Origin of the sequence: Gorillibacterium sp. CAU 1737 (genome assembly GCF_039888655.1) — a bacterium.
GTDB lineage: Bacteria > Bacillota > Bacilli > Paenibacillales > NBRC-103111 > Gorillibacterium.
In genome coordinates this window covers 702,941-729,797 of sequence record NZ_JBDQQO010000001.1, presented here as the reverse complement: position 1 = coordinate 729,797, position 26,857 = coordinate 702,941, and the positions used below count along the sequence as shown (strand labels likewise).

Sequence of the window (26,857 nt, the reverse complement as noted above, 5' to 3'; positions counted from 1 at the left end):
CCATTTGGGACATAGTGTCGCATCACGTCTCCTGGAGGAAGCCGTAGCCGAAGGGCTCATTCAAAAAGACCCAAGCTGGAAGGACTCCCTGGAGGAGCCCTTGCCGGCTTGGGTCGTGTTGGAGCTTGCTCTTGCCTTGCTTAGACGGATCGATCCGCCTTCGGATACTTACGATTAAGTCTGTGTATGAAGCAGCACAGGGGTCGGGAAGACCTCTCGGACGGTTTCGCCTTTGCCGATCGTGAGAAGCTGGCGGCCGGTGGACCGTCGCTCCTCAATCGGAGCCTTCTCCGTCTGGATGGTTTGCTGTTCTCCGTTGGAGGTAACGGCTGTAAGCTCGTAGGGCTCTTTCACGGTGTAGGCGTTCACCAATGCCGTTCCATTCGGCTTGACACGCTTGCCTTCCTTGAATTCAAACGTGGCGATTCCCTTGCCGCCGCGGCCCTGGGCCGGATAGTCGCACAGGAGCGACCGCTTGACGTAGCCGTGATCGGAGATGAGCAGCAGCTCGCCTTCATCACCGGATACCCGCTCAGCCGCTATCAGCTCATCGCCTTCCTTGAGGGCGATTCCCTTCACCCCGCCGGCGGCGCGACCCATTTGGCTCACTTCCTCCTCCTTGAACCGGATGCTCATGCCGAGCTTGGTCACGAGCAGCAGCTCGGCATCCCCCGTCGTCTCCAGGACGGTCAGAACCTCATCACCTTCCCCAACCTTGCATGCCGCGATGGCACCGGAACGGGTGGTATGGTATTCCTTCAGCTCGGTCCGCTTCACCTGCCCCTTGCGGGTGACGAAGAGCAAGGAGCGCTCCGGCTTCTCGAAGTCCTTGACCGGGATAGCAGCCGCAATCCGATCTTCCTTGGCAAGCGGAATGACGTTGACAATCGCCGTCCCGTTATCCTTCCACTTGTATTCGGGAATTTGATGCACCGGAAGCAGGAAGTATTGGCCGCGCTGGGTGAACACCAGCAGGTTCTCGATGGTGTTGATCTCGAAGAGGAAGCGCAGATAGTCCCCATCCTTGGTGCCCGCTGTTGCGAGCTCTCCGCCGGAGCGGGTGAACGAAAGCCTGCTGGTCCGCTTGACGTAGCCTTCATGGCTGAGCGTCACGAGCACGTCCTCCGCCGGCACCAGTACCTCCAGGTTGACCTTCAGCTCCTCGACCTCGTCCTGAATCTCCGAACGGCGCGTTACGCCGTACTTGTCCCGAATCTCGGACATCTCATCCTTGATGACCTTGAGCAAGCGAGCGTTGCTCGATAGAATGCCCTCCAGGTAGTCAATCGTCCGCCTTGTTTCCTTAAGCTCCTTCTCTAGCGTCGTGATCTCCAGATTGGTCAGGCGATACAGCTGCAAGGTCAGGATCGCATCGGCCTGACGTTCCGAGAAGCCGAACCGGTCGCAAAGGTTCCGCTGGGCGTCGGCGCGATTCTTCGAGGCTTTGATCTCGGCGATGACCTCATCGAGGATGTTGAGAGCTTTAACCAAGCCCTCCAACACATGAGCGCGATCACGCGCCTTCTCCAGCTCGAATTCGGTGCGGTGCGTGACGACCTCTTTCTGATGCTCGACGTAGGCTTGAAGCATTTCACGCAGGCCAAGCTGTTGCGGAGCGCGGTCCACGATGGATACCATGTTGTAGCTGTAAGCCACCTGGAGGTCGGTCTTCTTCAGCAGGTAGGCCAAAATGCCCGTCGCATCCGCATCCTTCTTGAGCTCGACAACGATGCGCAGCCCGTCCCGGCCGCTCTCGTCGCGCACCTCCGCGATGCCATCGACCTTCTTCTCCAGCCGGATGTTCTCCATGGCGGTGACCAGTCGGCTCTTGACGACCCCGTAAGGAATTTCGGTGATGACAATCTGCTGCTTGCCACCGCGAAGTTCATCGATGGCCGTCTTGGATCGGATGTAGATCCGCCCCTTGCCCGTGCGGAAGGCGTCGCGAATGCCTTCCTTGCCCATGATGATGCCGCCGGTGGGGAAGTCTGGGCCAATGACCGTCTTCATCAGCTCTTCCAGCGTCAGCTCCGGATGATCCATCAGCTGAATGCAAGCATCCACGATCTCAATGAGGTTGTGAGGAGGGATTTCGGTGGCAAAGCCTGAGGAAATCCCGCTGACTCCGTTCACAAGCAGATTCGGATAGCGGGACGGAAGAACGACCGGCTCCTTCACCGTGTTATCAAAGTTATCCTTGAACAAAACGGTGCGCTTCTCGATGTCCCGAAGCAGCTCCATCGCAATCGGAGACAGCCTGGCCTCGGTATACCGCATGGCGGCCGCAGGATCGTCGTCCATAGAGCCCCAGTTGCCGTGGCCGTCGACGAGGACATGCCCCATTTTCCAAGGCTGCGCCATCCGCACCATTCCCTCATAAATCGAGGAGTCACCGTGAGGGTGGTAATTCGCCATGACGTCCCCGACGGTTTTGGCCGACTTGCGATATGGCTTGTCCGGGGTATTGCCTGCTTCGTACATGGAATACAGGATGCGCCGTTGAACAGGCTTCAGCCCGTCGCGGACATCGGGAATCGCCCGATCCTGAATGATATATTTCGAATACCGGCCAAAGCGGTCACTGACCACTTCTTCCAAAAATGCCGGCAAAAATTGCTCCGAGATTCCCATCAGCTGCGTTCTCCTTATTCTTCATACTCCTTGAAATCGACATTCTCGATGATCCAGCGCTTGCGAGGATCGACCTTGTCGCCCATCAGCGTGGTCACACGCCGCTCGGCCTTGGCAGCATCCTCGATCTGCACCTGAAAGAGCTTGCGCTCCTGCGGGTCCATCGTGGTCGCCCACAGCTGCTCGGGGTTCATCTCGCCAAGTCCTTTGTACCGCTGAAGCTCTACATTACGTCCGAATTCCTTCAAAACGCTCTGCAGCTCTTCGTCGGAATAGACATAACGAACCCCGCCAGTCCGACTGCCCTTCTTGGTCACCTTGTAAAGAGGTGGCTGCGCGATAAACACCATACCGGCATCGATCAGCGGCTTCATGTACCGATAGAAGAAGGTGAGCAGCAGCACCTGGATATGCGCTCCGTCCGTGTCGGCGTCGGTCATGATGATGATCTTGCCGTAGCTGCTCTCAGTATGATCAAATTCTGGCCCAATTCCTGCTCCGATGGCGGAGATGATCGACCGGTATTCATCGTTCTTCAGGATTTCCCCCAGCCGAGCCTTCTCCGGGTTCATCGGCTTGCCTTTCAGCGGAAGAATCGCTTGATGCTTCGAGTCACGCCCTTGCTTCGCCGAGCCGCCCGCCGAGTCTCCTTCCACGATAAACAGCTCGTTCATGGCGTAATCCTTGGATTGAGCCGGGGTCAGCTTGCCGTTCAGGTTCGAGCTTTCGCTTTTCCCTTTCCTGCCGCTGCGCACTTCGTCGCGAGCCTTGCGAGCCGCTTCGCGCGCCTTTGCCGATTGCACGGCCTTCTTCAGCACGCTTTGGGCGACGGCTGGATTCTCCTCAAGAAACACGGTCATCTTCTCGGAGACAACGGCATCCACCGCACTCCGGGCAGACGCGCTGCCGAGCTGATCCTTCGTCTGGCCGACAAACTCGACATCCGCCATCTTGATGTTCACGACGGTCATCATGCCCTCGCGGAGGTCGGAGCCTTCCAAGTTCTTTTCCTTTTCCTTCAACAGACCGGCTTTGCGTGCGTATTCATTCATCACGCGCGTGTAGGCGGTCTTAAAGCCTGTTTCATGGGTGCCTCCGCCCCGGGTAGGAATGGAGTTGACGAACGAGGCGATCGTCTCTGTATAGCCGTCGTTGTATTGGAGGGCAATCTCAACCTCGATGTCTTCTTTCTCCGAGACAAAGTGGATGACATCGGTAAGAACGTTCTTCTCCTCGTTGAGGAATTGGACGAACTGGCTCGCTCCACCCTCGTAGTAGAAGACGTCCTCCTTGCCGCTTCGTTCATCCTTGATGACCATCTTGAGACCGGAGTTCAGGAAGGCAATCTCCTGTAGCCGCTCGGAGAGCGTGTCGTAATTCAGCGAGATTCCACTATGAAAGACCCGCTTGTCCGGCTTGAAGGTAACGCGGGTTCCCGTCTTGCGGGTGTTACCCACGACTTCGAGCCCAGTCGTCGGTTCGCCCACATGCTCCGTGCCGTCCGTATCGACCCAATAGGCGAACTTCATTCTATGGGTCTTGCCCTCCTGATAAATCTCCACGTCCAGCCACTCGGAAAGGGCGTTCGTAACCGATGCGCCGACCCCGTGAAGGCCGCCGGACTTCTTGTAGCCTGCGCCGCCGAATTTGCCGCCCGCGTGCAGCTTCGTGAAGACGACCTGCGGGGTCGGAATGCCGGTCTTGTGCATGCCGGTCGGAATGCCGTGGCCGTTGTCCAGTACGCTGATCGACAGATCCGCGTGCAGGGTGACTTGAATCTCGGAACAGCGTCCGGCCAAGTGCTCGTCCACGGCATTGTCCACGATCTCCCAGACGAGATGGTGAAGCCCTGATGAGCTGGTGCTGCCTATGTACATCCCCGGACGCTTGCGAACCGCGACCAAGCCCTCCAGCACCTGTATGTCATCCGCGCCGTAGCTCACGGCTTGCGACGCCTGTTCTTTTGCGAATAAATTCAACTGCTCGCTCAATGGAAATCCTCCGATGCTTAGTATCGACTGCGAAAAACAGGAACAAACGTTCCTGCGCACTCCTTCTATTTTACCCCAAGATATCGCGTCGCGTAAAGACTCCATAAGACACAACCAGGCTGGCTGCTGCCCAAACGGCTAGAACCGTCAAGGAAAAATCCAGCGTTAGGCCGGGGACGGGCGGGATGGAGCCCGCGAGAAAGGAGATCGTGTCGAGATTAATCATAAATAAATATTTCGCGCTTTCCCAAGAAGAAACCATGTTCGTCAGGATGGTACCGGCGATCAACACCGCGAGCATGATGCCCATTCCGGCTGCCGTACTGCGAACGAGAACCGAGATCATGAGCCCCATACAAGCTACTACCAGGCAGGAGAACCAGGCAAGCCCCAGCTCCATGAGCAGGAAACGCCACTGCTCAACAATGTGCACATGGGACGTATCGAGCTGGTCTCCGTTCACCTGGAAGCCGGTCAGAACAGGCGCTCCCCATCCCCCGTAGGTAAAGGCCAAGCCGGAGATCAGATAGGTAAGGGCAGCCGTACAGAAGACAATCAGCGAGACAAACAGGACAAGTGTCAGCAGCTTGCTCGTCAGAATCTTCCATCGTCGTACCGGTCGCGTAAGCAGCAGCTTAATCGTGCCGGTGGATTGCTCGGAGGATAGGATGTCGGCGGACACGACCGCGACAAGAAGCGGGAGAAACAGACCGACTGAGTTTCGAATGAACGTGCTCGTGAACGTGACCGAGTTGGGCGATTCGGGGTCCACGTCTCTCTCCAGCGCATACTGAAGACGTTGGATTTCTACCTTGCGATAGACCTTCCAGTCTTCGGGGATGTTATTGTTCAGCGTGTTGCTCATATCGGAGATTCGTTTCTCGGCGCGAATGCGCCAGTCGGCATCTCCCAGCTGCTTGCGGCTGTTTTCGGTGATTTTCACCTGAGCATAGACGAAGATCGGGATAAGGGCGGCCACAATCAGGATGATGACTTGAAAGCGCCGTTTGCGAAGCATCTTGATCGTCTCGTTCTTCACGAGCGGGTACAGGCTAACCAATCGTCTCACCTTCCGTAAGCTGAAGGAACAGCTCTTCCAGAGTGGGGTTCTTTACGGTCACGGAATATACGTCGATTCCGCTGTCCACCAGCTTCTTCGTCATAGTCGGAACTTGGCTGGCGGGCATTCGCACCACAATCGACCGGGCTGCCTCATCTGCGGTCTCATGAACGGAAACGCCTGGTCCTGTTTCCTCCATATAACCGCTAAGGATCGCCAACGCTTGGTCGCGCGGCTCGACCTGCCAAACAATGCGGTTATCCGACTCTTGAAGCAGATCCTCTACGGCTCCCACCGCAATCACTTCCCCATGGGAGATGATTGCCACACGGTCGCACATCAACTGGATTTCGCTTAAGAGATGGCTGGATACGAATACGCTCAATCCGTCCGATGCGAGCTCGCGGATAAACTCGCGCATCTCCTTGATCCCTTGCGGATCGAGCCCATTGGTCGGCTCATCAAGGATGAGCAGCTTGGGGCGTCCCAGGAGCGCTTGGGCAATGCCAAGCCGCTGGCGCATCCCCAGCGAATACGTCTTCACCTTGTCGTGAATGCGAGCGCCTAGGCCGACGATTTCGACTACCTCGCGGATCCGTTCCGCTCCGACATTCGGAAACATACGGGCAAAGTGCTCCAAGTTCTCTTGTCCGCTCATGTAGCCATACATCTCTGGATTTTCGACAATGCAACCCATTTGGCCCAGTGCCTTCTCCGGATGAGCTGTGACCGAAATCCCTCCTACTTGAATGGTTCCCGCAGTAGGTCGGATCAAATTCACGAGCATCCGAATGGTCGTCGTCTTCCCTGCTCCATTCGGACCGAGAAAGCCGAAGACTTCTCCTTCGCGAACATCGAAGGTCACGCCTTTGATGATCTCTCGGCCGCGGATGGTCTTTCGTAAGCCTTGAACATCCAATACCTTCTGTTTGTCTGTCATCGGTTCGTCTCCTTTCCCGTTGCTTGGACTTCCTAATCCACCGCTTGCAGGACGCGTTCAGCAATTCGCGCATAGCCTTCGGCATTTGGATGGAAATGGTCGGTGTACAAATACTTTTGCGGCGTTTGATCAAACAGATCGAATGTCGGAACTACTGTTACATTGCCCAGACGGTTGGCAATCTCAAACGCCTTCGCATACCAATGCTGAACCAGAAGGGCTCCGACTCGTTCCTTATCATAATCAAGGAAAGGATGGTAGAACATGACGTAGACGATTCGCGCGTTCGGATTGAGCTGAGACAGCTTGGTCAGACTATCTTCCAGTCGTTGGAAGGCTGCCGGCAATTGCGCTTCCACCGCTGCATAATCCAATGTCAATTGTCCTGCATTTGCCGCTGCTTCCGGGTCGGTAACGCCCATTTGAAAGAGATCGTTCCCGCCGATGGAGACCAGAATGACATTGGCCTTCCGCGCTGCTTCCGGAATGGCTTGACTGCTTCCCTCCAGTTGCTGGAGAAGGTCCTCCGTCTTCGAGCCGGAAATGGCAAAATTCCAGACGAAGGTATCCTTGTCGAGCTTGGTCTTCAACCCTTCTTTCACCCGGTCAACGTAGCCTCCCTTGCCGGTGGTATCACCGAGGCCTCGAGTGAGCGAATCGCCCACGGCGAGAATGTGAATCTCTTTGGCCTGCTGCAGGTTCCCTGTAGCCCCTTCGATGGATGGCGCAGGCGTTGGAGCAGGAACAGGGGATGCGCTTTCCTGTTTCGTGGGAAAAAGAACCGTGCGAACGGCGTACCCAAACCCGACGATCATAAGAAGGGTTGCGAGAAGCGCGGATAATCCGGCGATCCTCCACAGGGCAGTGGTTGATTTCATGGCTTGTCCCTCCTATTCGGGCAATTAAGCTTCTTTTAGAGTAAAACTTTGGTTGTCGATTTGCAACCGACGGAAAGAGCTCTTGACCTCTCTCCGGTCTGGTGCTATATTATTTAACTGTTAAATCTTTAACTTGTTAAACATTAATTACTTAATCACTGCGCATAAGACGCAGCTATGTGAAAAGGAAAGGAGGTTCCCCTTTGTCAGCCGATGAACAACTGTTCGAGCTGTCCACCTTGTTTCGAACCTTTTTGAAGGGCGTGTCTCAAGAGTGGCAGAAACGAGGCTATCAGTTTAATCAAACCCAGTTCAAGGTGCTCTTCAGTCTGCATAAGCACGGTCCGCAGAACGGTTCGCAGCTCGCCAGCTCCATGTGCCTCACGTCCGCTGCGATCACGGGTGTTACCGATCACTTGCTCACTGAAGGCTTCGTCGAGAAAAACCGGGACGAATCGGACCGGCGAATCGTCACCATTCGATTAACCCCAAAAGGCGATGAGATGGTTAAGGAGTTTTTGGAAAATCAAATGGAGCTCATCAAGTCGCATTTCGGTGTCCTGCCGCCTGAAGACATTGAACACCTGCGAAGGATCTTTCGCGTTCTGATCGCGGAGATTGAGGCACAGAAAGAATAAGACATTAAAGTCACCCTACGGATAGAGAAAGAAATCAAAATAGAAAAAGAATGGATGGAGAGTACCCTTACCTATGGAACAATTAACTTCAAAACGAAAGCTGACCATCATGATTTCGATCATGGCGGCCATGCTCTTTGCCGCTATCAATCAGACCATCACCAGCACGGCCATGCCGCGCATTATCTCTATCCTCGACGGGATGGACTACTACACCTGGACCATTAACATCTACATGCTCACGTCGACGATCGCCACGGTACTTGTCGGTAAGCTGTCCGATATGTTCGGGCGCAAACCCTTTTTGCTTGCGGGTATCCTGCTCTTTATGGTCGGAGCTTTCCTGACCGGCACCTCGACGGATGTGTTTCAGTTCATTACCTACCGCGGCATTCAAGGGGTAGGAGCTGGTATTATTCAATCGACCTCCTTCACCGCTGTAGGAGACCTCTTCCCCCCGCGTGAGCGCGGAAAATGGATGGGGCTCTTGACCGCCGTCTTCGGCTTCTCCAGCGTCATCGGACCGACCTTGGGAGGCTATCTGGTCGACCATCTGGATTGGCATTGGCTGTTCTGGATCTTCCTGCCGCTTGGCGTCTTCGCCTTCGCGCTCATCTTGGCCCTGTTTCCAAAGTCGGCGCGCAAAGAATCCATCAGCATTGACTACGTGGGCTCGCTGTTCTTGACGACGACGATCGTTCCTCTGCTGCTGGCGTTCTCCTGGGCGGGAACGGAATATCCCTGGGGCTCGTGGCAAATCATCGGCCTTTTGATTGGATCTGTGCTTTCTCTTGCGATCTTCCTGTTTGTGGAGATGCGTGCAGCCAACCCAATTTTACCGCTCGACCTGTTCCGCAACGGTGTGGTTACGGTCTCGAACATCATCGGCTTCCTGATGAACTTTGGCATGATGGGGGCACTCATCTACTTGTCCTTCTTCGTTCAAGGGGTTCTCGGCATTTCGGCTACCTATGCCGGCTATGTCACGATGCCGATGTCCATCGTCATGGTCATCTCCAGCGCCATTACCGGACAATTGATTTCGCGCAAAGGCAAGTACAAGCGCTATGCCATGATCGGTGTTCCGATTATGGTGGCGGGCATGGGCATCATGGTGGTCATGAACGACGTGCCTACTGCCGTGCTTAGCATGATCGTCTTCGGCTTTGGACTGGGGCTCGGCATGCCTGTCTTCTCCATCGCGACGCAAAATGCAGTATCTCACAAACAGCTCGGGGTCGTCACCGCTTCCATGCAGCTGTTCCGTAATCTGGGCGGCACTATCGGCATCGCCGTCATGGGAACGGTCATGTCGAACAATTTGACCCGCCATCTGAAGGAAGCCTTGCAGGCGAAAGCAGCCAACTTCGCACAGCTTGATCCGGCTGTCGCCAAGCAGATGGCCGCTTTCGCTAACCCGAGAGCGCTCATGAACAAGCCGCTTCTCGATGAAACGAGAGCCGGGCTTCCGGCCACGATTCAACCGGTCTTTGACGACCTCATCACCAATATTCGGCACGCACTCGGTCAGACGCTCTCAACCGTCTTCTTGACCGGCGCACTGGTGCTGTCTGTGGCCTTCCTGCTCGTCTTCTTCCTGAAGGAGCTACCGCTCCGCACCAGCAATCAAGGTGCACAGGTCACCGAAGATTCTTCGGAAAACTCCTCCGAAGAGTCGCTTCCTTCCTCCGCTGTTATGGAATAAGTAACCGGATAAACAACAAGAGCCCGATTGAGCAGCATGCTCAGTCGGGCTCTTCTTTGGTTTAAGCTCAGGTGGTCATTATTGAACGACGGCAGGGGTCAATTCGTCTTCCGGAATGAGGATTTCGAAGACATCTCCATGTTGAAGGATGGTAATGGGTTGACCCTTTACCTTCATGACAACCACTTCCGGCTTCGCCTTCATGCGCGACAGGTAGTTCTCCGGCACTTGGCCCGATTCGCTGATCATGACGCCTTCCACTTCTTTTTCTTCGTTGTCGGCAAGTGGAGTGTTCAGCACTTGCTCGTAAATATCGGAGAATTGCTCAAAATTGTTCGTATAAACCGCGATGCATTTCATATCCATAATCCCATCCTTTTTCATTCTTGATCTACGTCTAGTGGTCGTGCTGCAGCGGGTGATGACCCGGCTTTCTTGCTGCCAAAGACTATGTACGGCGATTGAACACCCGTGGTGTCCAATCGTCCAGGTCTCGGTGTCATGACAAACTCTAGCCTTCATTCTTTCTCAACGCAGCGGGTTTCATACTCCCCGACACCTTGGTTCTCCGCTTCCCTTCGGGACACAAATCCAGAAGGGGGCAGCTTCCGCAGCGTGGACTTTGGGCTTTGCAATGATATCGTCCAAAAAAGATAAACCGGTGATGGGACAGCGTCCATTCCTCACGAGGCACAATCCGGTTCAGCTTCTTCTCCACTTCCAGCACGGAATCATCTGGTTTTGCGAGTCCAAGACGCTTGCTAACCCTCTCTACGTGCGTATCAACGGCAAAGGCCGGAACCCCAAAGGCATTCGACACGACCACATTCGCGGTTTTTCGTCCAACGCCCGGCAAGGTGACCAGTGCCTCATGAGCCTCCGGCACTTGTCCGTCCCACTGCTCCATTAAGATTCTGCACATGCTTTGCAGGTTTTTGGCCTTGTTTCGAAACAGGCCGATGGTGCGAATATCCTGCTCCAGCTCGGCAAGCGAAACGTGAAGGTAATCGGCCGGCGACTTGTATTTGACAAACAAAGTCTGGGTCAGCCGGTTTACCGACTCATCCGTTGCCTGGGCAGACAGCATGACCGCCACAAGCAGCTCGAAAGGATTGCTGTGGTTCAACTCACAGTGGGCATCGGGAAACATTTCGCCCATGGTGTCGAGGATACGTCGAATGTTTTTTTGGTTCATCGTTGTATCCTACTTGCCTCCTTTGAACGACCGGTGAATCTCAATAGCTTTCAGTCTATCGAATCACCCTTGAATAATCAATGGCAAAGACCAAGAAAATACGAACATTTTTCGAACCCGGGTTAAGAAAAGCCCCTTCTGTGCGCCTTGTCAACCAAAAAGACCGGCTGGAGTTCCCGCCGGTCTTCATAGGATTCGTTTCAGGTTAATTCTGCAGTTGGATGTCTGTCACCAGGTCAGAGCCTTGGTTGTACGTGAGGGTTACCTTTTTGCCAAGCGCAACCTGGTCAAAGGTAATCTTCTTGCCGCTGGCGTCTAGAACGTTCGTGCTCGTCTTCCAGATGAACGTCAATTGCTGAGAGTCCTCAAGCTTCAATGTGAACTCTCCGCTGTTCAGGTTGACGGCAGCAATCGTACCGGTATAAACACTGGAAATTCTAAGCTTTAACAGCTTATCTCCCGTTATGACCAGATCCAGCTTGCGCCCTTCGGCAATTAACGAATACATGCCCGTGACGAAGGGTGTTTCAAGCCCTTTGTCACTTACCAGAACGGTCTTGTCATCCAGCTTAAAGACCCTCGGTACGCCGCCTACGGTAACGGTCAAGTATTTCGAAGTCGAGTTGAAGCTCTCGACACGAGCTTGATACAGATTGGTCACACTGCTGAGCACCACAGAGATTACCGCGGGATTACCGGTTGCATCCAGTTCAATGGCAACCTGATCTCCTTTGAGCAGATCGGCTACGGTCGGACTCGCTTTCAGCGGGCTCGTTACTTTCGGCTGAGTGGTCAGCGTAAGCGTCTCGAACTTGCCATCGGCCTTCTTGATTGTGATTAAGGGGTCCGTCCCCTTCGTTTCGATGGTGACGATTTCGCCCTTCACCACCGGAACAATGACAGCGGAGACCATCTTCGTTCCATAGAGCTGGTACCGGATCTTGTCTCCTTGCACCGCGCCCTTGACCGATTCCAAGGCTGCGTCCGTCAAACTGTATGTAACTTGTCCAGTGGCGGCTACCAGCGAGATCGTTTTGTTCGTTGCATCGAGCGATGCGGCTATGCCGTCGCCATTGGAGACAACAGGACCGGCATCACTCTTCCAATCGACGAAATAGGCCGTGCCGCCGACGGCGACAACCTCAACCAGATTCCCAACCTTGAGCGAGGTGGAAGCGACGAGGTTTTTGTCCCGGTAGATCAAGGTTTGACCGGTGAGGCCAGCCTCAACAACCTTGCCTTCATCCGTCATAAGCGTCAGCTTGGAGGAATCCAGCGAGGTGATCGTTCCGGTCAACGCATGACCCGGCTTCACCGAGAAATAAGTGGAGGCACGATTCAACAGGGCAACTGCCTGAGAGCGGGTAACGGAAACAGCTGGACGGAAGGTTCCGTCTTCGAACCCGTTGACGATCCCGAGGTCAACCGCCTCATTTACATAGCCGACAAGGCCGTCATCGATGGAATCTCCATCCTTGAACGCCGTCGGAGCCAGTGTTTTCGCAAGGGCTTCGGTCTCTTTGCCTGCCATTCGGATAATAACGCGCGAAATCCATTCCCGACTGGCCGCCGCAGTTCCCCAGGCAGCATCATTCGCCGGGATTTCAGACAATTCAATCAACCGGTGGTCGAGGGCAATCTTGACATACCGCTTCGCGTAATCCGATACACCGAACGTATAAACGAGGGACTCGTTGTTAATCGCAAGCGCTTCGTCTTCATAGCCCATCATTCGGACGGCCATGATCAAGGAATCTTGCTTCGACACTTCTTTCTCCGGGGTGAAGTTGCCATTGTAGCCTTGAACAATGCCGAGCATGGAGAGCTTGGCAATATCCTTTGCTCCCCAGTACGTACTTTTCACATCTAAAAAAGTATTAGCCGCTTGAATTCTCCAGTTCACTGCCGCTTGCACGGAAGTTGAATCGGCATATGCAGCAGTAGGAATTACCGAACTGGTCAGGACAGCCATCGTCAAAGCCGCCTTCGCTGCCCATTGGGTCGTGCGCTTCATCTTCTCTTCCTCCCGAATGTCGATTCCGAATTTATTGACGTTTGATGGGATGCTCCAACTCTACGTGGCCCATCAGGCTGTCTACGATTTTTCCATCCACGAGGATATCCAGGGCTTGGACTTCGCTGAATTGAAACACCGCTTTTTTGAGGGCATCCATGAGAAGGACTTCGCCGCCCGAACCCAATCTTCCTTCATCTGAAATCGAAAGATCGATCGTCAACGTTCCATCTGCCAGCTCAACAGACTGGTAGGTAAGTCCCTTGGCTAATGGAAATAAGCTCGGATCATCCGTCGTCGTCATCGCCTTGAGGGTGTTTAAATACTTGTCTTCCGACTTCTCATATTGGATCTCGGCAGTTTTCTCCACCAGAGATGAACCATCGTCGTTGGCAAAGTACACCTTCACTGATTCTTTTTGAATGGCAGGAGATGGAGATACCGGGGCTTCGCTGTTGGCTGCGGTAGGTGCAGGAGACCCCGTTTCGGCTGGGGCCGAGTTTACTGGACTGCCTGTGCTCTTCGTCGAACACCCTGCTACTGCGAGCATGGAACCAAGAAGAACAACCGTCAGGATGGCACGGATACGCATGAGACACACTCCTTATGGGATATTGAAAAATTCTTTGATGCCAGCTGCAAGGGAAGCCGCAACCTTGTCCTGGAACGCGGGAGTATACATGAGGGCTTCTTCCACGGCATTACTGAGGAAGCCGACCTCGACCAGGATGGCGGGCATGGTGCTTGCTTTCACTACACGATAGTCGTTCTTTTGAACCTTGCGATCGGGGAAGCCGGTCGCGGCAAGCAAATACTTGTGAACGATATCTGCTAGTGTTTTGCTGTTGGCATTCCAGTAATACGTTTCGGTTCCTCGGCTGGTTGCCGAGAATTTGTTGCCATGAATAGAGATGAACGCGTCCGCCCCAAGGGAATTGGCAAATGCGGGCCGGCCGTCCAGAGTCAATGTGGTGTCGTCTGCGCGAGTCATGTACACGTCAAATTGCTCGACCTTAACAAGGAGATCATTAAGGCGGAGCGCCACCGCCAAGTTGAAGTCCTTCTCATACCGATTGTTTAACGATACGGCGCCAGAATCCGTTCCACCGTGCCCAGGATCGATGACAATCTTGTACTTGCCGTTCGGATTGCCTCCAGGAGTTCCGTTGGTGAAGTCCAAGGAAAAGGCTCCATCCAGGCCGTTCATCCCAACCTGGTAAGGGGTCTTCTGCTTCAAGTCGGCTACGATCCGGATGGTTCGGCTGGCCGAATCAAAGTTGGAGTACCGAATCTTGCTCACAAGCGAATGATCCACCGGAATTACTCCTTCCGGAGCCCCTACAGGCCGAGGAAGCAGATCGCTGAAGGTAACGGACGGAACATCGATCACCAACCGATCGGGATTGGTGATATAGCTGACCTTGGGGTTAATCGGGCCATCTCCATATACCGTTAAACTGTTTTCCACCAAGTGAATCCCGAGAAGCTGCGTGTACCCCTTCTCTGCATTGCCCGTTGAAGGAGTCGGGGAGGTTCCCGGCTCATAAAGATTAGGGTCTGGGGTAAGAACAGGCGCAGCGCTTGGCGTCGAACTCGGCGCTACCGTAGGCGTCGAAGTTGGAGACGGTGTCGCCGTCGGGGTTGGCGTAGGAGTCGGTGTTGGTGTTGGGGTCGGCGTGGGAGTTGGGGTTGGCGTTGAAGTAGGTGTGGGCGTTGAGATGGTTCCTCCCGTTGGGCTGGAAAGGAGAACGGTCTGGGTCTTGTTAATCCATTGAACCCCGATTCCCATGTTGTTCGCCACGAAACGGATCGGAACGAGTGCTCGTCCGCCGATGACAACGGCTGGTGCATCCAGCGATACGGTTCCTCCATTCACCTTGGCTGTCTTTTTGTCGATGAACAGCTCGATGAGCTTTCCATCCTTTTTCACCGTCACCTTTTTGTCTGCCGCTTGATAGACGACGGACGCTCCGAAGCTGGTGGAGACCAGACGGATCGGAACCATGACATAGCCGGATACCTTTTGGGCTGGGACGTCGGAGGTTAAGGGCTTTCCGTCCAGCAAAAGCGACACGCTGGCGGTCGTCGCGGCATAGGAGTTCTGCGGCAGGATGAGGATGAACAGGAGTAGGGAAAGCAGGGCACATACGAGCTTTTTCATCTTCCACCTCGGAGAATAAGGATTAGAGCACACAAGAATAGACGCGAGATTTGGAAAAAAGTTGCGAATCCGCGCCGGACGGCTCTTTGCTTGAATTCGACATTCTACATGGACATTCCTACCTTTCCAACAAAAAAACACACCCTTTGCAGAGCGTGTTTATGCGCACTTCTCTTAATGATCCCTCAGCATGAGGAGGAGGTCCGGAATATGCATCGAGGGGCCTTCGATCCGATAGAGACATGCTCCGTACTCTCCGACCTTCACCTGTACAGGCAAATGGCCCAACGCCGTTTCCACGACTGTTTCCGGCAGCTTGCACTGTGCCTGAAGCTCCGCTATACCGACAAACCGATCAAAATCCCTCTTGGTCAATTCATAAAGCCCGAAGAAGACCGTCAGCACATCCTTTTCCTGAAAAACAGACAATGCATTATAGATCTCTCTTATCGTTGCGGGACTGACGGGAGCATCCAGCGAATGATCCGCAATTAGCACGGCTCTGCCGCAATGGAGCGTCGCCCCCTCCGGCTCGGAGCAGGCGGAATAGTTCCATTCCCACTCGACCCCCATCATTCCGCGATTTCGGCTGGTATCCCAAGGCACATACCCTTTATAGCCCCTGCTGGCCGCTCCTTCATGCAAAAGACTAGCCAGCCGGTACGCGATGGCAAACGATTCTTCAGACGGGGATGCTTCGAAAATCCCTTTAATACCCAGATACACACTGCCAAAGGTATCGGCTGGCTTATACCCGAGAAGCTCATCGACCGTAACCTCGAAGTAAGCTGCGAGCTTCGGCAAAAGTTGAAGATCGGGGCAGCAGACTGCTGACTCCCACTTGGAGACCGCCTGATTGGTAACGCCGAGCACCCCGGCTAGCTCTTCTTGCGTAATCCCCTTTTTCTTGCGAAGAAAAGCCAGTTGCTCGTGAATGCGTATTTCGGACATCAGATTTCATCCTCCTATCTAGGATTGCGGCCGCACTGCAATCGTACGATAGAAGCGCCAGGTCCAGCAATGGCCGATTGGTTGAATGCTCCTTCTCTTCCTCCAACCTCCAGTTGGAACGTGTCTACAATCCCATCTTATAGCCGAAGTATTCAGGATTTAAGATACACTATGGATAGGTTATTGAAAAAACCAGCCGCCTCGGAGGGCGACTGGTCATGTGTGGAGAAGATCAATCGTGTTATCGATGAGCAGCTTCATAGGCAGAGATCGCAGCCTCGTGCTGGAGCGTCAGCCCGATATCATCCAACCCGAGCAGAAGAAACTTGCGACGATGCTCATCGAGGTCGAAAGGAATGACAAGTCCTTTGTTGTCGGAAATCGTCTTCCCTTCCAGATCAACGGTCAGCTGATAGCCAACTTCCTTACCCGTGCGCTGGAACAGCTCTTCCACTTGCTCTTCCGTCAACCGAATGGGAAGGATACCATTCTTAAAGCAGTTATTATAGAAGATATCCGCAAACGACGGTGCGATGACGACCTTGAAGCCATAATCCTGAATCGCCCATGGAGCGTGCTCTCGGGAGGAGCCGCAGCCGAAGTTGGCTCGTGCCAGCAAGACGGAGGCGCCTTGGTAGCGAGGCTGATTAAGCGGGAATTGTTCGATGACCTCGCCGGATTCATCCCAACGCCATTCGAAGAAGAGATACTGGCCAAAGCCAGTCCGTTCGATTCGCTTCAGGAACTGCTTGGGAATGATCGCGTCGGTATCGATATTGACGCGGTCCACCGGAACGGCGAGGCCGGTATGATGTTTGAATGCTTCCATGTGTACGTACCCCTTCCCTTATTGGAACTGCCATTCACGGACGTCGGTGAAGCGGCCCGAGATCGCTGCCGCTGCCGCCATTTCCGGAGAGACCAGATGCGTCCGTCCTCCTCGTCCCTGACGGCCCTCAAAGTTGCGGTTCGACGTCGAGGCACAGCGTTGGCCCGGCGTCAGCACATCGGGGTTCATGGCGAGGCACATGCTGCAGCCGGCATCTCGCCATTCAAAGCCCGCTTCCGTGAAGACGCGGTCAAGTCCCTCTTGCTCTGCCTGCAGCTTCACCTGACCCGAGCCCGGCACGACGATCGCCTGTACCGTCGTCTTCACCTTGTAGCCCTTGGCAACGGCCGCAGCAGCGCGCAGATCTTCGATCCGGCCATTCGTGCAGGAGCCGATGAACACCACGTCCACTTGAACATCCGACATCGGGGTTCCCGGCTCCAAGCCCATATACTCCAGCGCCTTCTCGGCTGCTTTGCGTTCATTTTCCGTTGGGAAGCTCGTCGGATCGGGCACCTGTCCCGTGATCCCCGTACCCATCCCCGGGCTGGTGCCCCAGGTGACTTGCGGGACGAGAGAGTCTGCATCAAATTCCACTACCCGGTCATAGGCTGCGCCCGGATCGGTAACAAGCTGCGTCCATTGGGAGACCGCTTCGTCGAACGCTTCTCCTTGCGGAGCATACTTTCTTCCGCGAAGGTAGGCGAATGTCGTCTCATCCGGCGCGATCAGACCGGCGCGCGCACCGGCTTCAATCGACATGTTGCAGACCGTCATCCGCTCTTCCATCGAGAGACCGCGAATCGCTTCTCCCGTGTATTCGATGACATAGCCGGTTCCGAAGTCCGTTCCGTATTGGGCAATGATGCCGAGAATCAGATCCTTCGCGGTTACGCCCGGTCGTCTCTTGCCTATTACGCGAACCTCCATCGTCTTGGACTTCGCTTGCTGAAGACACTGGGTAGCCAAGACGTGCTCGACTTCGCTTGTTCCGATTCCGAAGGCAAGCGCTCCGAAAGCTCCGTGCGTGGCGGTATGGCTGTCCCCGCATACGATCGTCTTGCCGGGTGCAGTGAGGCCGAGCTCCGGCCCCATGACGTGCACGACGCCTTGCTCAATGCTGTCCAGACCGAACAGGGTAACGCCAAATTCCTTACAATTCTGCTCCAGCGTCTGAATCTGCTGCTTGGAGATGGGGTCCGCGATGTGGAAGCGGTCCTTCGTCGGAACATTATGATCGATCGTTGCGAAGGTCAGATCAGGGCGGCGCACCTTGCGCCCGGCCAACCGAAGTCCCTCGAAGGCTTGAGGGGAGGTTACTTCGTGTACCAGCTGCAAATCGATATAGAGGATGCCTTGGCTGCCTTCTTGATGGATAACGTGCTGATCCCAAATCTTCTCATACAATGTTTTGGTCATAGGAATTCACCTCATGCAATTGTTCGTGCCTTTCGTCTGTAGCTATCTTATCACCTCTCGTTCTATCCGGCTAAGATATAAAAGCTATTGACTTTATAACAAATACCTATAGGATAGAAGAAACATCAAGAGCGAGTATTCGAGCGGGGGAACAAAGAGAATCATTGCAGAAAGCTGAGGGGATTGCTCATGGAATTGCGCCAGTTGAATTATGCGGTAAAGATTGCGGCTGAAAAGCATTTTTCGAGAGCGGCAGAGAAGCTTCACATCGCCCAGCCCTCCCTCAGCCAGCAGCTCTCCAAGCTGGAGAAGGAGCTCGGTGTGCTGCTTTTTCAGAGAAGCACCAACTCCGTAGAATTGACGTACGCCGGAGAGGTTTTCATGGAACGGGCGCAGGCTATTCTCGATCAAGTCAATCAGTTGACACGCGAGATGGAGGACATCTCCCAATTGAAAAAAGGCCGCCTCGTCGTAGGCAGCCTGCCGATCACGGGTGCTCATATGCTGCCGCGTGTCCTCCCCGCCTTCCGGCGCAGCTACCCGGGCATTGAACTGACACTCGTGGAGGATACAACCGCGCGTCTGGAAAAGTTCACTTCCAGCGGACAGACGGACATCGCCATCCTCACCTTGCCGATCGAAGATCCGGCGCTTGACTACACGCCTTTACTCAGAGAAGAGCTATGGCTCGCCGTTCCCCATGATCATCCGCTTAACCTCCGCAATCCCGGCACACCCGTGGACATCGCTCAATTGCGTAACGAACCCTTTATTCTGTTGAAAATGGGTCAGGCATTTCGCAAGATCAGCCTGGAATTGTGTCGCCAGGCAGGCTTCGAACCAACGATCGTGTTCGAAAGCAGCAACATCGAAACCATCCAGTCACTGGTCGCAACCGGAATGGGCATCGCCTTCATCCCCTCGATGATCGCCCGAGATGCGTCCATCCCTTATACGCCGGCCTACCTTCCCCTCAAGGGACTCCCTCATCGCACGCTGGTGCTGGCTTATCGGAAGAGCCGCTACCGCTCGCGAACGGTTCAAGCCTTCCTTGACGTTACGATGGAAGCCCTGCGCGAAGAAGGCCTCCCGCTGATTGAATCAGCAGAAGGCCCCGGCCACTCTATAGATTAATTCGGTACTTCCAGCACAGCCATGGAAATGCCGTACAACTTTAGCCCTTCTGGCGTCAGCACCGCCCGCTCATCCGAGCCGATCAGCAGGTCCCACTCCCCAAGCGGCGGCAAGGGAAGGGTAATCGTGTCCTTGCGCCCATGATAGGCCACGTAAAGATGGCGAGACGGGTCTCCTCCTGCATGATCCCGAAGCGTGAAAGCAACACAGCCGTCGGATGCCTTTTCAAAGGTCAGGTGACGGCGAATGTCAGCGGCGCTTCGCAGACGAAAGGCGGGATGGGCATGCCGAAGCGAAATCAATTGCCGCACAAAGTGAACATCCGTCTGCCGTACCGCGCAGCGGTCCCAATCCAGCCAATTGATCGGATCCAGCGATTTGTAGCTGTTCTCCACGTGATTCTTGGTACGCAGAAACTCTTGTCCGGCGTGCAGGAAAGCGATGCCTTGACTGGTGAGTACCATCCCGGTCGCCAGATGATGCATAGCCTCCAGTTCCTCTTCCTCAAAGCCGTTGGTTACCTCCAGCTTATCCCACAGCGTATAGTTGTCATGGCATTCCACGTAATTGACGCATTGGTCTGGTTCATGAGCGAAAGACCGAATTTCCTCACTGTACGGAATGGCTCCGGCAATTCCGGTACAAACTTCCCGCTCCAGGTGTTCCCCTCCGTCCACAAAGCCGTGCTCGATGCGGTGGTAGTGGCTCCCCTTAATCGCATTCCTCATATGGTCATTGAATTGACCCACACGCGGAAGACGGTCTGCATTCCGTTGGGAGGAGCGCTGTTCATCGGTCAGGCCGCATTCCATGTGCCAGCCTTCCCCGATCATCAATATCGAGGGGTCGATCTCGTCCAGCCTGTGACGGATTTCCCGCATGGTGTCTACGTCCATTAACCCCATCAGGTCAAAACGAAAGCCGTCGAGGCTGTATTCCTTGGCCCAATAGACGACCGAATCGACGATATACCGCCGAACCATCTCTCGTTCACTGGCTACCTCGTTCCCGCAGAATGCCCCGTCCCACAGGGTTCTATCATCCCGATATCGGAAGTAATAGCCCGGAACCAGCTTGGCAAAATGGACCCGAAAGCCGTCATACATATGATTGTAGACCACGTCCATGATGACGCGGAGCCCTCGGTCATGCAGCGTCTGGACCATCTGTTTCATCTCGTAGATCCGCGAGATCGGATTGTACGGATCTCTTGCGTAGGATCCTTCGGGCACGTTATAGTTTTTGGGGTCGTAGCCCCAATTGTAGGACAGCTCCGGGTTGCGTTCATCCACGCTGAGGGTACTGTAATCCGCGAGCGGCAAAAACTGAATATGGGTCACTCCGAGGCTGGAGATGTGATCCAGCCCAGTCAGGATACCGCCCGGCCCCCGTGTCCCCGCCTCACAAATGCCCAAAAACTGACCTCGGTGCATGATTCCGCTGTGCGGATGGCTGGACAAGTCTCTCACATGCAGCTCATAAATCACGGCATCAACGGCCGCCTCGAAGGGCTCCATGCGCTCTCCCCAGCCGGGAGGGTTCGTATCCTCCAGATCGAGGATGGCAGCCCGATCCCCGTTCACCCCTACTGCGCGGGCATATGGATCGCAGGCCTCGTTCCAGTGATTGCCGATCTTAACTCGGAACGTATAGAACCTTCCCTTTTGATCACCTGCCACTTCGGCCGACCAGGTACCGCCTTGTCCTCTTGTCATTGGGCAATAACGAGCTTCGCCTTCCCCTTCTTCGCCATCGGAATAGAGCACCACCATCGCTTCTGAAGCAGTAGGCGCCCAAAGACGGAACCCACACTTCTCGGGTGTATAAGTCAAGCCCAGATCGGAGCCGTTGTAAGCATACGCTTGATCAAAATCCGGATGAAAAACCGTCAAGCCCCCCGTTACGGCGGGATCCCCATAGTCGATAGCAAAATCGAGCTCTTTTTGCACAGCCATTCGTTGCCAACCCCTCGTCATCACTTGTTGGTAACCTTCGAATCACACAAGCCTTACTCTAGCCTCGCCACGGCGAGGGCCCCTTAATCACAAAAAGACTTAATCAGACTCACTTGTCTCACGAATAACGTCATCAGCAGGCTTCCACCTGGACAGGAATGGTGGAAAGTCTTCCCTGTATTATTTTCTTATTCCTTCCCTTGATCGTCAAGAAGAACCCTTCAGCAGGCGATTGTTTCTGGCTGCCGATAGCAAAAACACGCCTTCCACCATTTGGTGGAAGGCGTGTCTCAGGTAGCAGGATGCAAATGGAAGACGGTGATTAGATGTGGATCGGATGGCCGAGAGCCACTTCTGCGGCTTCCATCGTAATTTCACCCAGCGTCGGGTGAGCATGGATGGTAAGCGCGATATCTTCGGCCGTAGCGCCCATTTCGATCGCGAGTCCAAGCTCCGCAATCAGATTGGAGGCTTCGATGCCGACGATTTGGCAGCCGAGCACAAGGCCGGTATCCTTCGCCGTGATCAGCTTCATGAAGCCGTCACCAGCATTCAGCGACAAGGCGCGGCCGTTGCCCATGAACGGGAATTTGGAGACCTTGACGTCGATTCCTTTTTCCTTGGCTTCGGTTTCGCTGAGTCCCACGCTGGAGATCTCCGGATCGGAGAAGACCACGAGCGGGATCGCGCGGTATTCCACTTCGCTCGGCAGTCCGGCGATGGCTTCAGCCGCCACTTTACCTTCGTAGGAAGCTTTGTGGGCAAGAGCCGGTCCGGCGACAATATCGCCGATGGCGTAGATATGGGAAAGGTTCGTGCGGCCTTGCTTGTCGACCTTGATCAAGCCGCGCTCGCCCATTTCGACACCGATCATTTCGAGACCGAAATCTTCGTTGTCCGTGTTCGGACGGCGTCCGACGGTCACGAGCACGTAGTCAGCCGTTACCTTCTTCTCTTCGCCTTTGACGGTGAAGGTGACGGTGACGTCCTTGTCGGTCACTTCGGAGGATTGAGCCATCGCTTCGGTGTGAATTTCCGCACCGCTGGCTTTCAGCTTCTTCACAACCAACTGCGACAGTTCCTTCTCAAAGCCCGGCAGGATGCTGTTCGAGCCTTCCAGAATCGTCACCTGGGTGCCGAACTTGGCGTAAGCCTGGCTCAGCTCGATGCCAATGTAGCCGCCGCCGATGACGACCATGCTCTTTGGAATTTCTTTCAATGCCAACGCACCGGTCGAGGATACGATGCGGGGACCGAACGGGAATGCCTTCAGCTCGATCGGACGGGAACCCGTGGCAATGATGCAATCCTTGAATTTATAGCGAGCTTGCCCTTCGTCGTTGAAGACGCGAATTTCTTGATCGTTGATGAACATGGCCTCGCCATTGTACACCTGGATCTTGTTCTTCTTGAGCAGGGCGCCAACGCCGCCGGTCAGCTTCTTCACGACGGAGCCTTTCCATTCTTGAACCTTGCTCCAGTCGATCTTCGGCTCTCCGGCGCTGATGCCGATGTCCGCTGCGTGCTGAACCGTCTCCAGCTGATGGCCGGCGGAGATCAGCGCCTTGGACGGGATGCAGCCGACGTTCAAGCAGACGCCGCCGACATACTCCTTCTCGACCACCAGTACGCTCTTGCCAAGCTGAGCGGCGCGGATGGCGGCCACATAGCCGCCAGGTCCCGCACCGATTACCACTAAGTCAATCTCTACAGAAGCGTCACCTACTACCATGATCGCTTACACCTCCATAAGGAACAGATCAGGATCGGCCAGCAAGTTCTTCACCAGGTTCAGGAAGTTTTGGGCCGTCGCACCGTCAATCAGGCGGTGGTCAAAGCTGAGGGACAGCGCCATGACCGGAGCGGCCACCACTTCGCCGTTACGCACAACCGGCTTCTCGGTGATGCGGCCGGTACCCAGAATCGCCACTTCAGGGAAGTTGATGATCGGGGTGAAGAACATTCCGCCAGCGGAGCCGATGTTCGTGATGGAGATGGTGCTTCCCTTCATTTCATTCGGGGAGAGCTTGCCTTCACGGCCGCGAGCAGCCAGGTCCTTGATCGACTCTGCGATCTTGAACAGGTTCTTGCGGTCTGCGTCGTGGATTACCGGAACGATCAAGCCGTTTTCGGTATCCGTGGCAATCCCGATGTTGTAGTACTTCTTAAGGACGATTTCGCCTGCAGCTTCATCCAACGTCGAGTTCAGGATCGGGAACTCGCGGGCGGCAGCAACCAGGGCTTTGACGATGAACGGCAGGTAGGTAACCTTGACGCCCTTCTTCTCAGCCAGCGGCTTCATGCGGTTGCGGAATTCCACGAGCTTCGTGACGTCCACTTCGTCCATGAGAGTAACGTGAGGAGCGGTGTAAGCGGACTTCACCATCGCACCCGCAATCACCTTGCGAATGCCCTTGAACGGAACGCGCTCTTCGACACCCGGGCCAGCCGGAACCGGAGCAGGTGCAGCCTTGGCTGCTTGCGGAGCCGCTTCTGCAGCAGGTGCAGCCGGGGTAGAAGCCGCTTGCGGAGCGGCAGCAGGAGCCGTCTTGCCTTCGGCAAAGGCCAGAACGTCTTCGCGGGTGACATGACCGTTCTTGCCGGTGCCCGTGATGTTGCCGATGTTGACGCCTTTGTCGCGAGCCAGTTTCCGAACACTTGGCGTAGCCAGTACTTCGGACGGGTCCTTGGCCGGAGCTGCGGAAGCCGCTTGCGGCGTAGGTTGAGCTTCGATTGCCGGGTCTTTTACATTTTCCACGACGGCTTGCCCGATGTTGCCCTTGATTTGCTCTTCGCTCTCGGGCTCATGGGTGGTGCCTTTGTCCTGGGATTCATCAACGGGTTGTTCCGGAAGTTCGCCTTCGGCATCGATGACAGCTACCACATCGCCGACGTGGCACACTTGGCCGTCCTTCACGTTCACTTCCAAAACCTTGCCGTTAACCGGACAAGGAACTTCAACTACAGCTTTGTCGTTTTGGACATCCATGATGATGTCTTCGTCGGTTACGGTGTCTCCGACCTTAATATGAATCTTGACGATTTCGCCTTCGTGCAGGCCTTCGCCCAGCTCAGGGAATTTGTATTCAAATCTGGCCACAAGCTTTTCCTCCTTGTATTAAAAGTCCAGAACTTTATTCAAGCCTTCGATAATGCGGGCAGGATTCGGGAGCCATGCATCTTCGATTTGGGCAAACGGATAGATCGTATCCGGTGCGCCTACGCGGAGAACCGGAGCTTCCAGATGGAGAATCGCTTTTTCGTTGATTTGGGAAATGATCTCGGGAGCCGCGCCTGCCATGCGTTGAGCTTCTTGCACGACGATCGCGCGGTTCGTCTTCTTGATCGATTCGACGATGGTATCAATGTCGAGCGGGCTCAGCGTACGGAGGTCGATGACTTCCACTTCTACGCCGCGGGTCTTCTTGATTTCTTCCGCCGCTTGCAGCGACTTGTGAACCATTTGCCCGTAGGTAAGGATCGTAGCGTGCTTGCCTTCGCGAACGATGTTCGCCTTGCCGATCGGCACCGTGTACTCGCCTTCCGGCACTTCTGCGCGGAATGCATGGTACAGGTTCAGGTGCTCCATGAAGAAGACCGGATCGTTGTCACGGATGGCAGAGATCATGAGGCCCTTGGCGTCGTACGGATTCGACGGAATGACGACCTTGATGCCGGGTGTTTGGATAGCCAAGCCTTCGAGGGAGTCCGTATGAAGCTCAGCCGCTTTTACCCCGCCGCCAAAAGGAGTGCGGAATACGATCGGAGCGTTGTAGCGTCCGCCGGAACGGTAGCGCATACGAGCCGCCTGGATGAACATTTGGTCCAGCGCTTCGAAGATAAAGCCGACGAATTGAATTTCTGCGATGGGGCGGAAGCCTTGAACGGCCAGACCGACAGCCAGACCGCCAATTGCCGATTCAGCGAGCGGCGTATCGAACACGCGCTCTTCGCCAAATTCCTTTTGCAGCCCTTCCGTTGCCCGGAATACGCCGCCTACATGTCCAACGTCTTCTCCGAACAGAAGCACGTTCTCATCGCGTTTCATTTCGACGCGGATGGCGTCGCGGATCGCTTCTTTCAGGTTCATTTGTGCCATAGCAACCGATATCCTCCTTAAGATCCACAGGTTCTGACTTGCTTTTTCTAATCTCTATGGTTCAGCCGTCCGTCGGATGGCTGGATCAGTCATGGTGAGCTGTCGCTTACGCGAATTCTGCTTTTTGCTCGGCGAGCTGCGGAGTCGGCGTCTCGAACATCGAGTCAATCAGACCCGGGATCGTCATCTTCTCGGTTGCCTCTGCCTTCTTGATGTGTTCGGCTACAGCAGCCTTCGCTTCGTCCTTCACGCGAGCCGTGTCCTCTTCCGTCCACAGGCCCTTGGATTCAAGGTAAGCGCCAAAGCGGATGATCGGGTCCTTGTGGCCCCATTCGCCTTCTTCTTCCTTGGACCGGTATTTCGTCGTGTCGTCGGACAAGGAGTGCGGCTTAAAGCGGTACGTCAGGATTTCGATCAGCGTCGGGCCTTCGCCGTTGCGTCCGCGATCAGCGGCTTCCTTAACGGCCTTGTATACGGCGACGACGTCCATGCCGTCAACTTGCACGCCGCGAATGCCGGCTGCAACTGCCTTGTGAGCGACCGAATGAGCGGCCGTTTGCTTCGAGAACGGCGTGGTGATGGCGTAGCCGTTGTTTTGAACTACGAAGATGGCCGGAAGCTTGAACACGCCTGCAAAGTTCAAGGCTTCGTAGAAATCACCTTCGGACGAGCCGCCGTCACCGGTGTAGGTGATGGCTACGTTCTTCTTTCCGCGCTTCTTGAAGCCCATTGCGATACCCGTTGCATGAAGCACTTGCGCCCCGATGATGATTTGCGGCATCAGAACATTGACGCCTTCCGGGATTTGACCGCCGTACTGATGTCCACGGGAGTAAAGGAACGCTTGGTAGAGAGGAAGTCCGTGCCACACGAGCTGAGGCATGTCGCGATAGCCGGGGCAGACAAAGTCTTCCTTATCGAGAGCGAACTCGCTGCCGACCATCGAAGCTTCTTGACCGGATACCGGAGCGTAGAAGCCGAGGCGACCTTGGCGGCCGAGGTTGATGGCACGCTCATCCCAGGTCCGGGTAAAGACCATGCGGCGCATAATTTCTTTTAATTGTTCATCCGTAAGATCGGGCATTTCTGCTTCGTTAACCACTTTTCCTTCCGGAGAAATGATCGTAAGAGCCTTCACTTCACTCGCTGTTACTTCGTATTCCTTGCTCATGAATTCCCGCACCTCGCTTGGAAATTTATCGTCTAACTGTTATACCGTTATTATAATACTGTCTCAGCAAAAAAGCCACTAAAAAA

Annotated in this window: 22 protein-coding genes; 4 read left to right on the top strand and 18 right to left on the bottom strand. The window is 54.9% G+C overall.

Annotated features, from left to right (window positions below):
* Positions 1–4: 4 nt before the first annotated feature.
* Positions 5–178, top strand: a complete 174-nt coding sequence (locus AAFN83_RS03380) for a hypothetical protein (protein WP_347767058.1) — start codon at positions 5–7, stop codon at positions 176–178.
* Here the strand turns inward: AAFN83_RS03380 and gyrA are convergent.
* From gyrA to AAFN83_RS03355, 5 genes are all read right to left on the bottom strand, one after another.
* Positions 175–2,631 carry a DNA gyrase subunit A gene (gene gyrA / locus AAFN83_RS03375; RefSeq protein ID WP_347767056.1) on the bottom strand — a complete coding sequence of 819 codons (2,457 nt, stop codon included), beginning with the start codon at positions 2,629–2,631 and terminating at the stop codon, positions 175–177. The two genes, AAFN83_RS03380 and gyrA, sit on opposite strands and share 4 nt — an antisense overlap.
* 14 nt (positions 2,632–2,645) lie before the next feature.
* Positions 2,646–4,622: a DNA topoisomerase IV subunit B gene (gene parE / locus AAFN83_RS03370; RefSeq protein ID WP_347767054.1), complete on the bottom strand. Its 1,977-nt coding sequence runs from the start codon at positions 4,620–4,622 to the stop codon at positions 2,646–2,648.
* Positions 4,623–4,692: 70 nt separating this feature from the next.
* Positions 4,693–5,682 carry an ABC transporter permease gene (locus AAFN83_RS03365; protein WP_347767053.1) on the bottom strand — a complete coding sequence of 330 codons (990 nt, stop codon included), beginning with the start codon at positions 5,680–5,682 and terminating at the stop codon, positions 4,693–4,695.
* Complete coding sequence (locus AAFN83_RS03360) at positions 5,675–6,622, bottom strand: ABC transporter ATP-binding protein (RefSeq protein WP_347767051.1); 948 nt, start codon at positions 6,620–6,622, stop codon at positions 5,675–5,677. Before AAFN83_RS03360 ends, AAFN83_RS03365 begins: the two co-directional genes overlap by 8 nt.
* A gap of 32 nt (positions 6,623–6,654) precedes the next feature.
* Positions 6,655–7,500: a GDSL-type esterase/lipase family protein gene (locus AAFN83_RS03355; protein ID WP_347767049.1), complete on the bottom strand. Its 846-nt coding sequence runs from the start codon at positions 7,498–7,500 to the stop codon at positions 6,655–6,657.
* A gap of 203 nt (positions 7,501–7,703) precedes the next feature.
* On the opposite strand from AAFN83_RS03355, the gene AAFN83_RS03350 reads away from it, so the two are divergent.
* Together AAFN83_RS03350 and AAFN83_RS03345 are read left to right on the top strand one after the other, a co-directional pair.
* Positions 7,704–8,138 carry a MarR family winged helix-turn-helix transcriptional regulator gene (locus AAFN83_RS03350; protein WP_347767048.1) on the top strand — a complete coding sequence of 145 codons (435 nt, stop codon included), beginning with the start codon at positions 7,704–7,706 and terminating at the stop codon, positions 8,136–8,138.
* Positions 8,139–8,211: 73 nt separating this feature from the next.
* Positions 8,212–9,843 (top strand): MDR family MFS transporter, encoded by a 1,632-nt coding sequence (locus tag AAFN83_RS03345; RefSeq protein ID WP_347767046.1) that lies wholly within the window; start codon positions 8,212–8,214, stop codon positions 9,841–9,843.
* A 78-nt stretch (positions 9,844–9,921) separates the two neighbouring features.
* Here AAFN83_RS03345 and AAFN83_RS03340 read toward each other — a convergent pair whose 3' ends face one another.
* From AAFN83_RS03340 to leuC, 8 genes are all read right to left on the bottom strand, one after another.
* A complete protein-coding gene (locus tag AAFN83_RS03340; RefSeq protein WP_347767372.1) occupies positions 9,922–10,203 on the bottom strand; it encodes an NAD/NADP transhydrogenase alpha subunit in 282 nt (93 codons plus the stop codon).
* A gap of 151 nt (positions 10,204–10,354) precedes the next feature.
* Positions 10,355–11,038 carry an endonuclease III gene (gene nth / locus AAFN83_RS03335; RefSeq protein WP_347767044.1) on the bottom strand — a complete coding sequence of 228 codons (684 nt, stop codon included), beginning with the start codon at positions 11,036–11,038 and terminating at the stop codon, positions 10,355–10,357.
* Between the two features lie 205 nt (positions 11,039–11,243).
* Positions 11,244–13,052: an S-layer homology domain-containing protein gene (locus tag AAFN83_RS03330; protein WP_347767042.1), complete on the bottom strand. Its 1,809-nt coding sequence runs from the start codon at positions 13,050–13,052 to the stop codon at positions 11,244–11,246.
* Positions 13,053–13,083: 31 nt separating this feature from the next.
* Positions 13,084–13,644 (bottom strand): GerMN domain-containing protein, encoded by a 561-nt coding sequence (locus AAFN83_RS03325; RefSeq protein WP_347767040.1) that lies wholly within the window; start codon positions 13,642–13,644, stop codon positions 13,084–13,086.
* A gap of 12 nt (positions 13,645–13,656) precedes the next feature.
* On the bottom strand, positions 13,657–15,213 hold the full coding sequence (locus AAFN83_RS03320; RefSeq protein WP_347767038.1) for an N-acetylmuramoyl-L-alanine amidase family protein: 1,557 nt from the start codon (positions 15,211–15,213) through the stop codon (positions 13,657–13,659).
* A 174-nt stretch (positions 15,214–15,387) separates the two neighbouring features.
* On the bottom strand, positions 15,388–16,164 hold the full coding sequence (locus AAFN83_RS03315) for a helix-turn-helix domain-containing protein (RefSeq protein WP_347767036.1): 777 nt from the start codon (positions 16,162–16,164) through the stop codon (positions 15,388–15,390).
* Between the two features lie 241 nt (positions 16,165–16,405).
* Positions 16,406–16,993, bottom strand: coding sequence for a 3-isopropylmalate dehydratase small subunit (leuD, locus tag AAFN83_RS03310; protein WP_347767035.1), 588 nt, complete (start codon positions 16,991–16,993; stop codon positions 16,406–16,408).
* 18 nt (positions 16,994–17,011) lie between these two features.
* Entirely contained in the window at positions 17,012–18,412 is a 1,401-nt protein-coding gene (gene leuC / locus AAFN83_RS03305) for a 3-isopropylmalate dehydratase large subunit (protein ID WP_347767033.1), read from the bottom strand.
* Positions 18,413–18,601: 189 nt separating this feature from the next.
* Here leuC and AAFN83_RS03300 point away from each other — a divergent pair, with 189 nt between their 5' ends.
* On the top strand, positions 18,602–19,546 hold the full coding sequence (locus AAFN83_RS03300) for a LysR family transcriptional regulator (RefSeq protein ID WP_347767032.1): 945 nt from the start codon (positions 18,602–18,604) through the stop codon (positions 19,544–19,546).
* On the opposite strand, the gene pulA is transcribed toward AAFN83_RS03300, so the two are convergent.
* The 5 genes from pulA to pdhA all read right to left on the bottom strand — a co-directional run bounded on the left by pulA (position 19,543) and on the right by pdhA (position 26,771).
* The gene (pulA, locus tag AAFN83_RS03295; RefSeq protein ID WP_347767031.1) at positions 19,543–21,501 is read right to left on the bottom strand and encodes a type I pullulanase; all 1,959 of its coding nucleotides are present in this window, start codon (positions 21,499–21,501) and stop codon (positions 19,543–19,545) included. The two genes, AAFN83_RS03300 and pulA, sit on opposite strands and share 4 nt — an antisense overlap.
* A 322-nt stretch (positions 21,502–21,823) precedes the next feature.
* The gene (lpdA, locus tag AAFN83_RS03290; RefSeq protein ID WP_347767030.1) at positions 21,824–23,233 is read right to left on the bottom strand and encodes a dihydrolipoyl dehydrogenase; all 1,410 of its coding nucleotides are present in this window, start codon (positions 23,231–23,233) and stop codon (positions 21,824–21,826) included.
* A gap of 6 nt (positions 23,234–23,239) precedes the next feature.
* A complete protein-coding gene (locus AAFN83_RS03285; protein WP_347767028.1) occupies positions 23,240–24,601 on the bottom strand; it encodes a dihydrolipoamide acetyltransferase family protein in 1,362 nt (453 codons plus the stop codon).
* Between the two features lie 18 nt (positions 24,602–24,619).
* On the bottom strand, positions 24,620–25,600 hold the full coding sequence (locus AAFN83_RS03280; protein WP_347767026.1) for an alpha-ketoacid dehydrogenase subunit beta: 981 nt from the start codon (positions 25,598–25,600) through the stop codon (positions 24,620–24,622).
* Positions 25,601–25,706: 106 nt separating this feature from the next.
* A complete protein-coding gene (gene pdhA, locus AAFN83_RS03275) occupies positions 25,707–26,771 on the bottom strand; it encodes a pyruvate dehydrogenase (acetyl-transferring) E1 component subunit alpha (RefSeq protein WP_347767024.1) in 1,065 nt (354 codons plus the stop codon).
* Between the last annotated feature and the right edge of the window lie 86 nt (positions 26,772–26,857).

Bases quoted from the DNA above. Each gene is read 5' to 3' on its own strand.
- gyrA (WP_347767056.1), bottom strand. From the start codon at position 2,631: ATGGGAATCTCGGAGCAATTTTTGCCGGCATTTTTGGAAGAAGTGGTC.
- AAFN83_RS03360 (WP_347767051.1), bottom strand. From the start codon at position 6,622: ATGACAGACAAACAGAAGGTATTGGATGTTCAAGGCTTACGAAAGACC.
- AAFN83_RS03355 (WP_347767049.1), bottom strand. From the start codon at position 7,500: ATGAAATCAACCACTGCCCTGTGGAGGATCGCCGGATTATCCGCGCTT.
- AAFN83_RS03345 (WP_347767046.1), top strand. From the start codon at position 8,212: ATGGAACAATTAACTTCAAAACGAAAGCTGACCATCATGATTTCGATC.
- AAFN83_RS03340 (WP_347767372.1), bottom strand. From the start codon at position 10,203: ATGAAATGCATCGCGGTTTATACGAACAATTTTGAGCAATTCTCCGAT.
- nth (WP_347767044.1), bottom strand. From the start codon at position 11,038: ATGAACCAAAAAAACATTCGACGTATCCTCGACACCATGGGCGAAATG.
- AAFN83_RS03330 (WP_347767042.1), bottom strand. From the start codon at position 13,052: ATGAAGCGCACGACCCAATGGGCAGCGAAGGCGGCTTTGACGATGGCT.
- AAFN83_RS03325 (WP_347767040.1), bottom strand. From the start codon at position 13,644: ATGCGTATCCGTGCCATCCTGACGGTTGTTCTTCTTGGTTCCATGCTC.
- AAFN83_RS03320 (WP_347767038.1), bottom strand. From the start codon at position 15,213: ATGAAAAAGCTCGTATGTGCCCTGCTTTCCCTACTCCTGTTCATCCTC.
- AAFN83_RS03315 (WP_347767036.1), bottom strand. From the start codon at position 16,164: ATGTCCGAAATACGCATTCACGAGCAACTGGCTTTTCTTCGCAAGAAA.
- leuD (WP_347767035.1), bottom strand. From the start codon at position 16,993: ATGGAAGCATTCAAACATCATACCGGCCTCGCCGTTCCGGTGGACCGC.
- leuC (WP_347767033.1), bottom strand. From the start codon at position 18,412: ATGACCAAAACATTGTATGAGAAGATTTGGGATCAGCACGTTATCCAT.
- AAFN83_RS03300 (WP_347767032.1), top strand. From the start codon at position 18,602: ATGGAATTGCGCCAGTTGAATTATGCGGTAAAGATTGCGGCTGAAAAG.
- pulA (WP_347767031.1), bottom strand. From the start codon at position 21,501: ATGGCTGTGCAAAAAGAGCTCGATTTTGCTATCGACTATGGGGATCCC.
- lpdA (WP_347767030.1), bottom strand. From the start codon at position 23,233: ATGGTAGTAGGTGACGCTTCTGTAGAGATTGACTTAGTGGTAATCGGT.
- AAFN83_RS03280 (WP_347767026.1), bottom strand. From the start codon at position 25,600: ATGGCACAAATGAACCTGAAAGAAGCGATCCGCGACGCCATCCGCGTC.
- pdhA (WP_347767024.1), bottom strand. From the start codon at position 26,771: ATGAGCAAGGAATACGAAGTAACAGCGAGTGAAGTGAAGGCTCTTACG.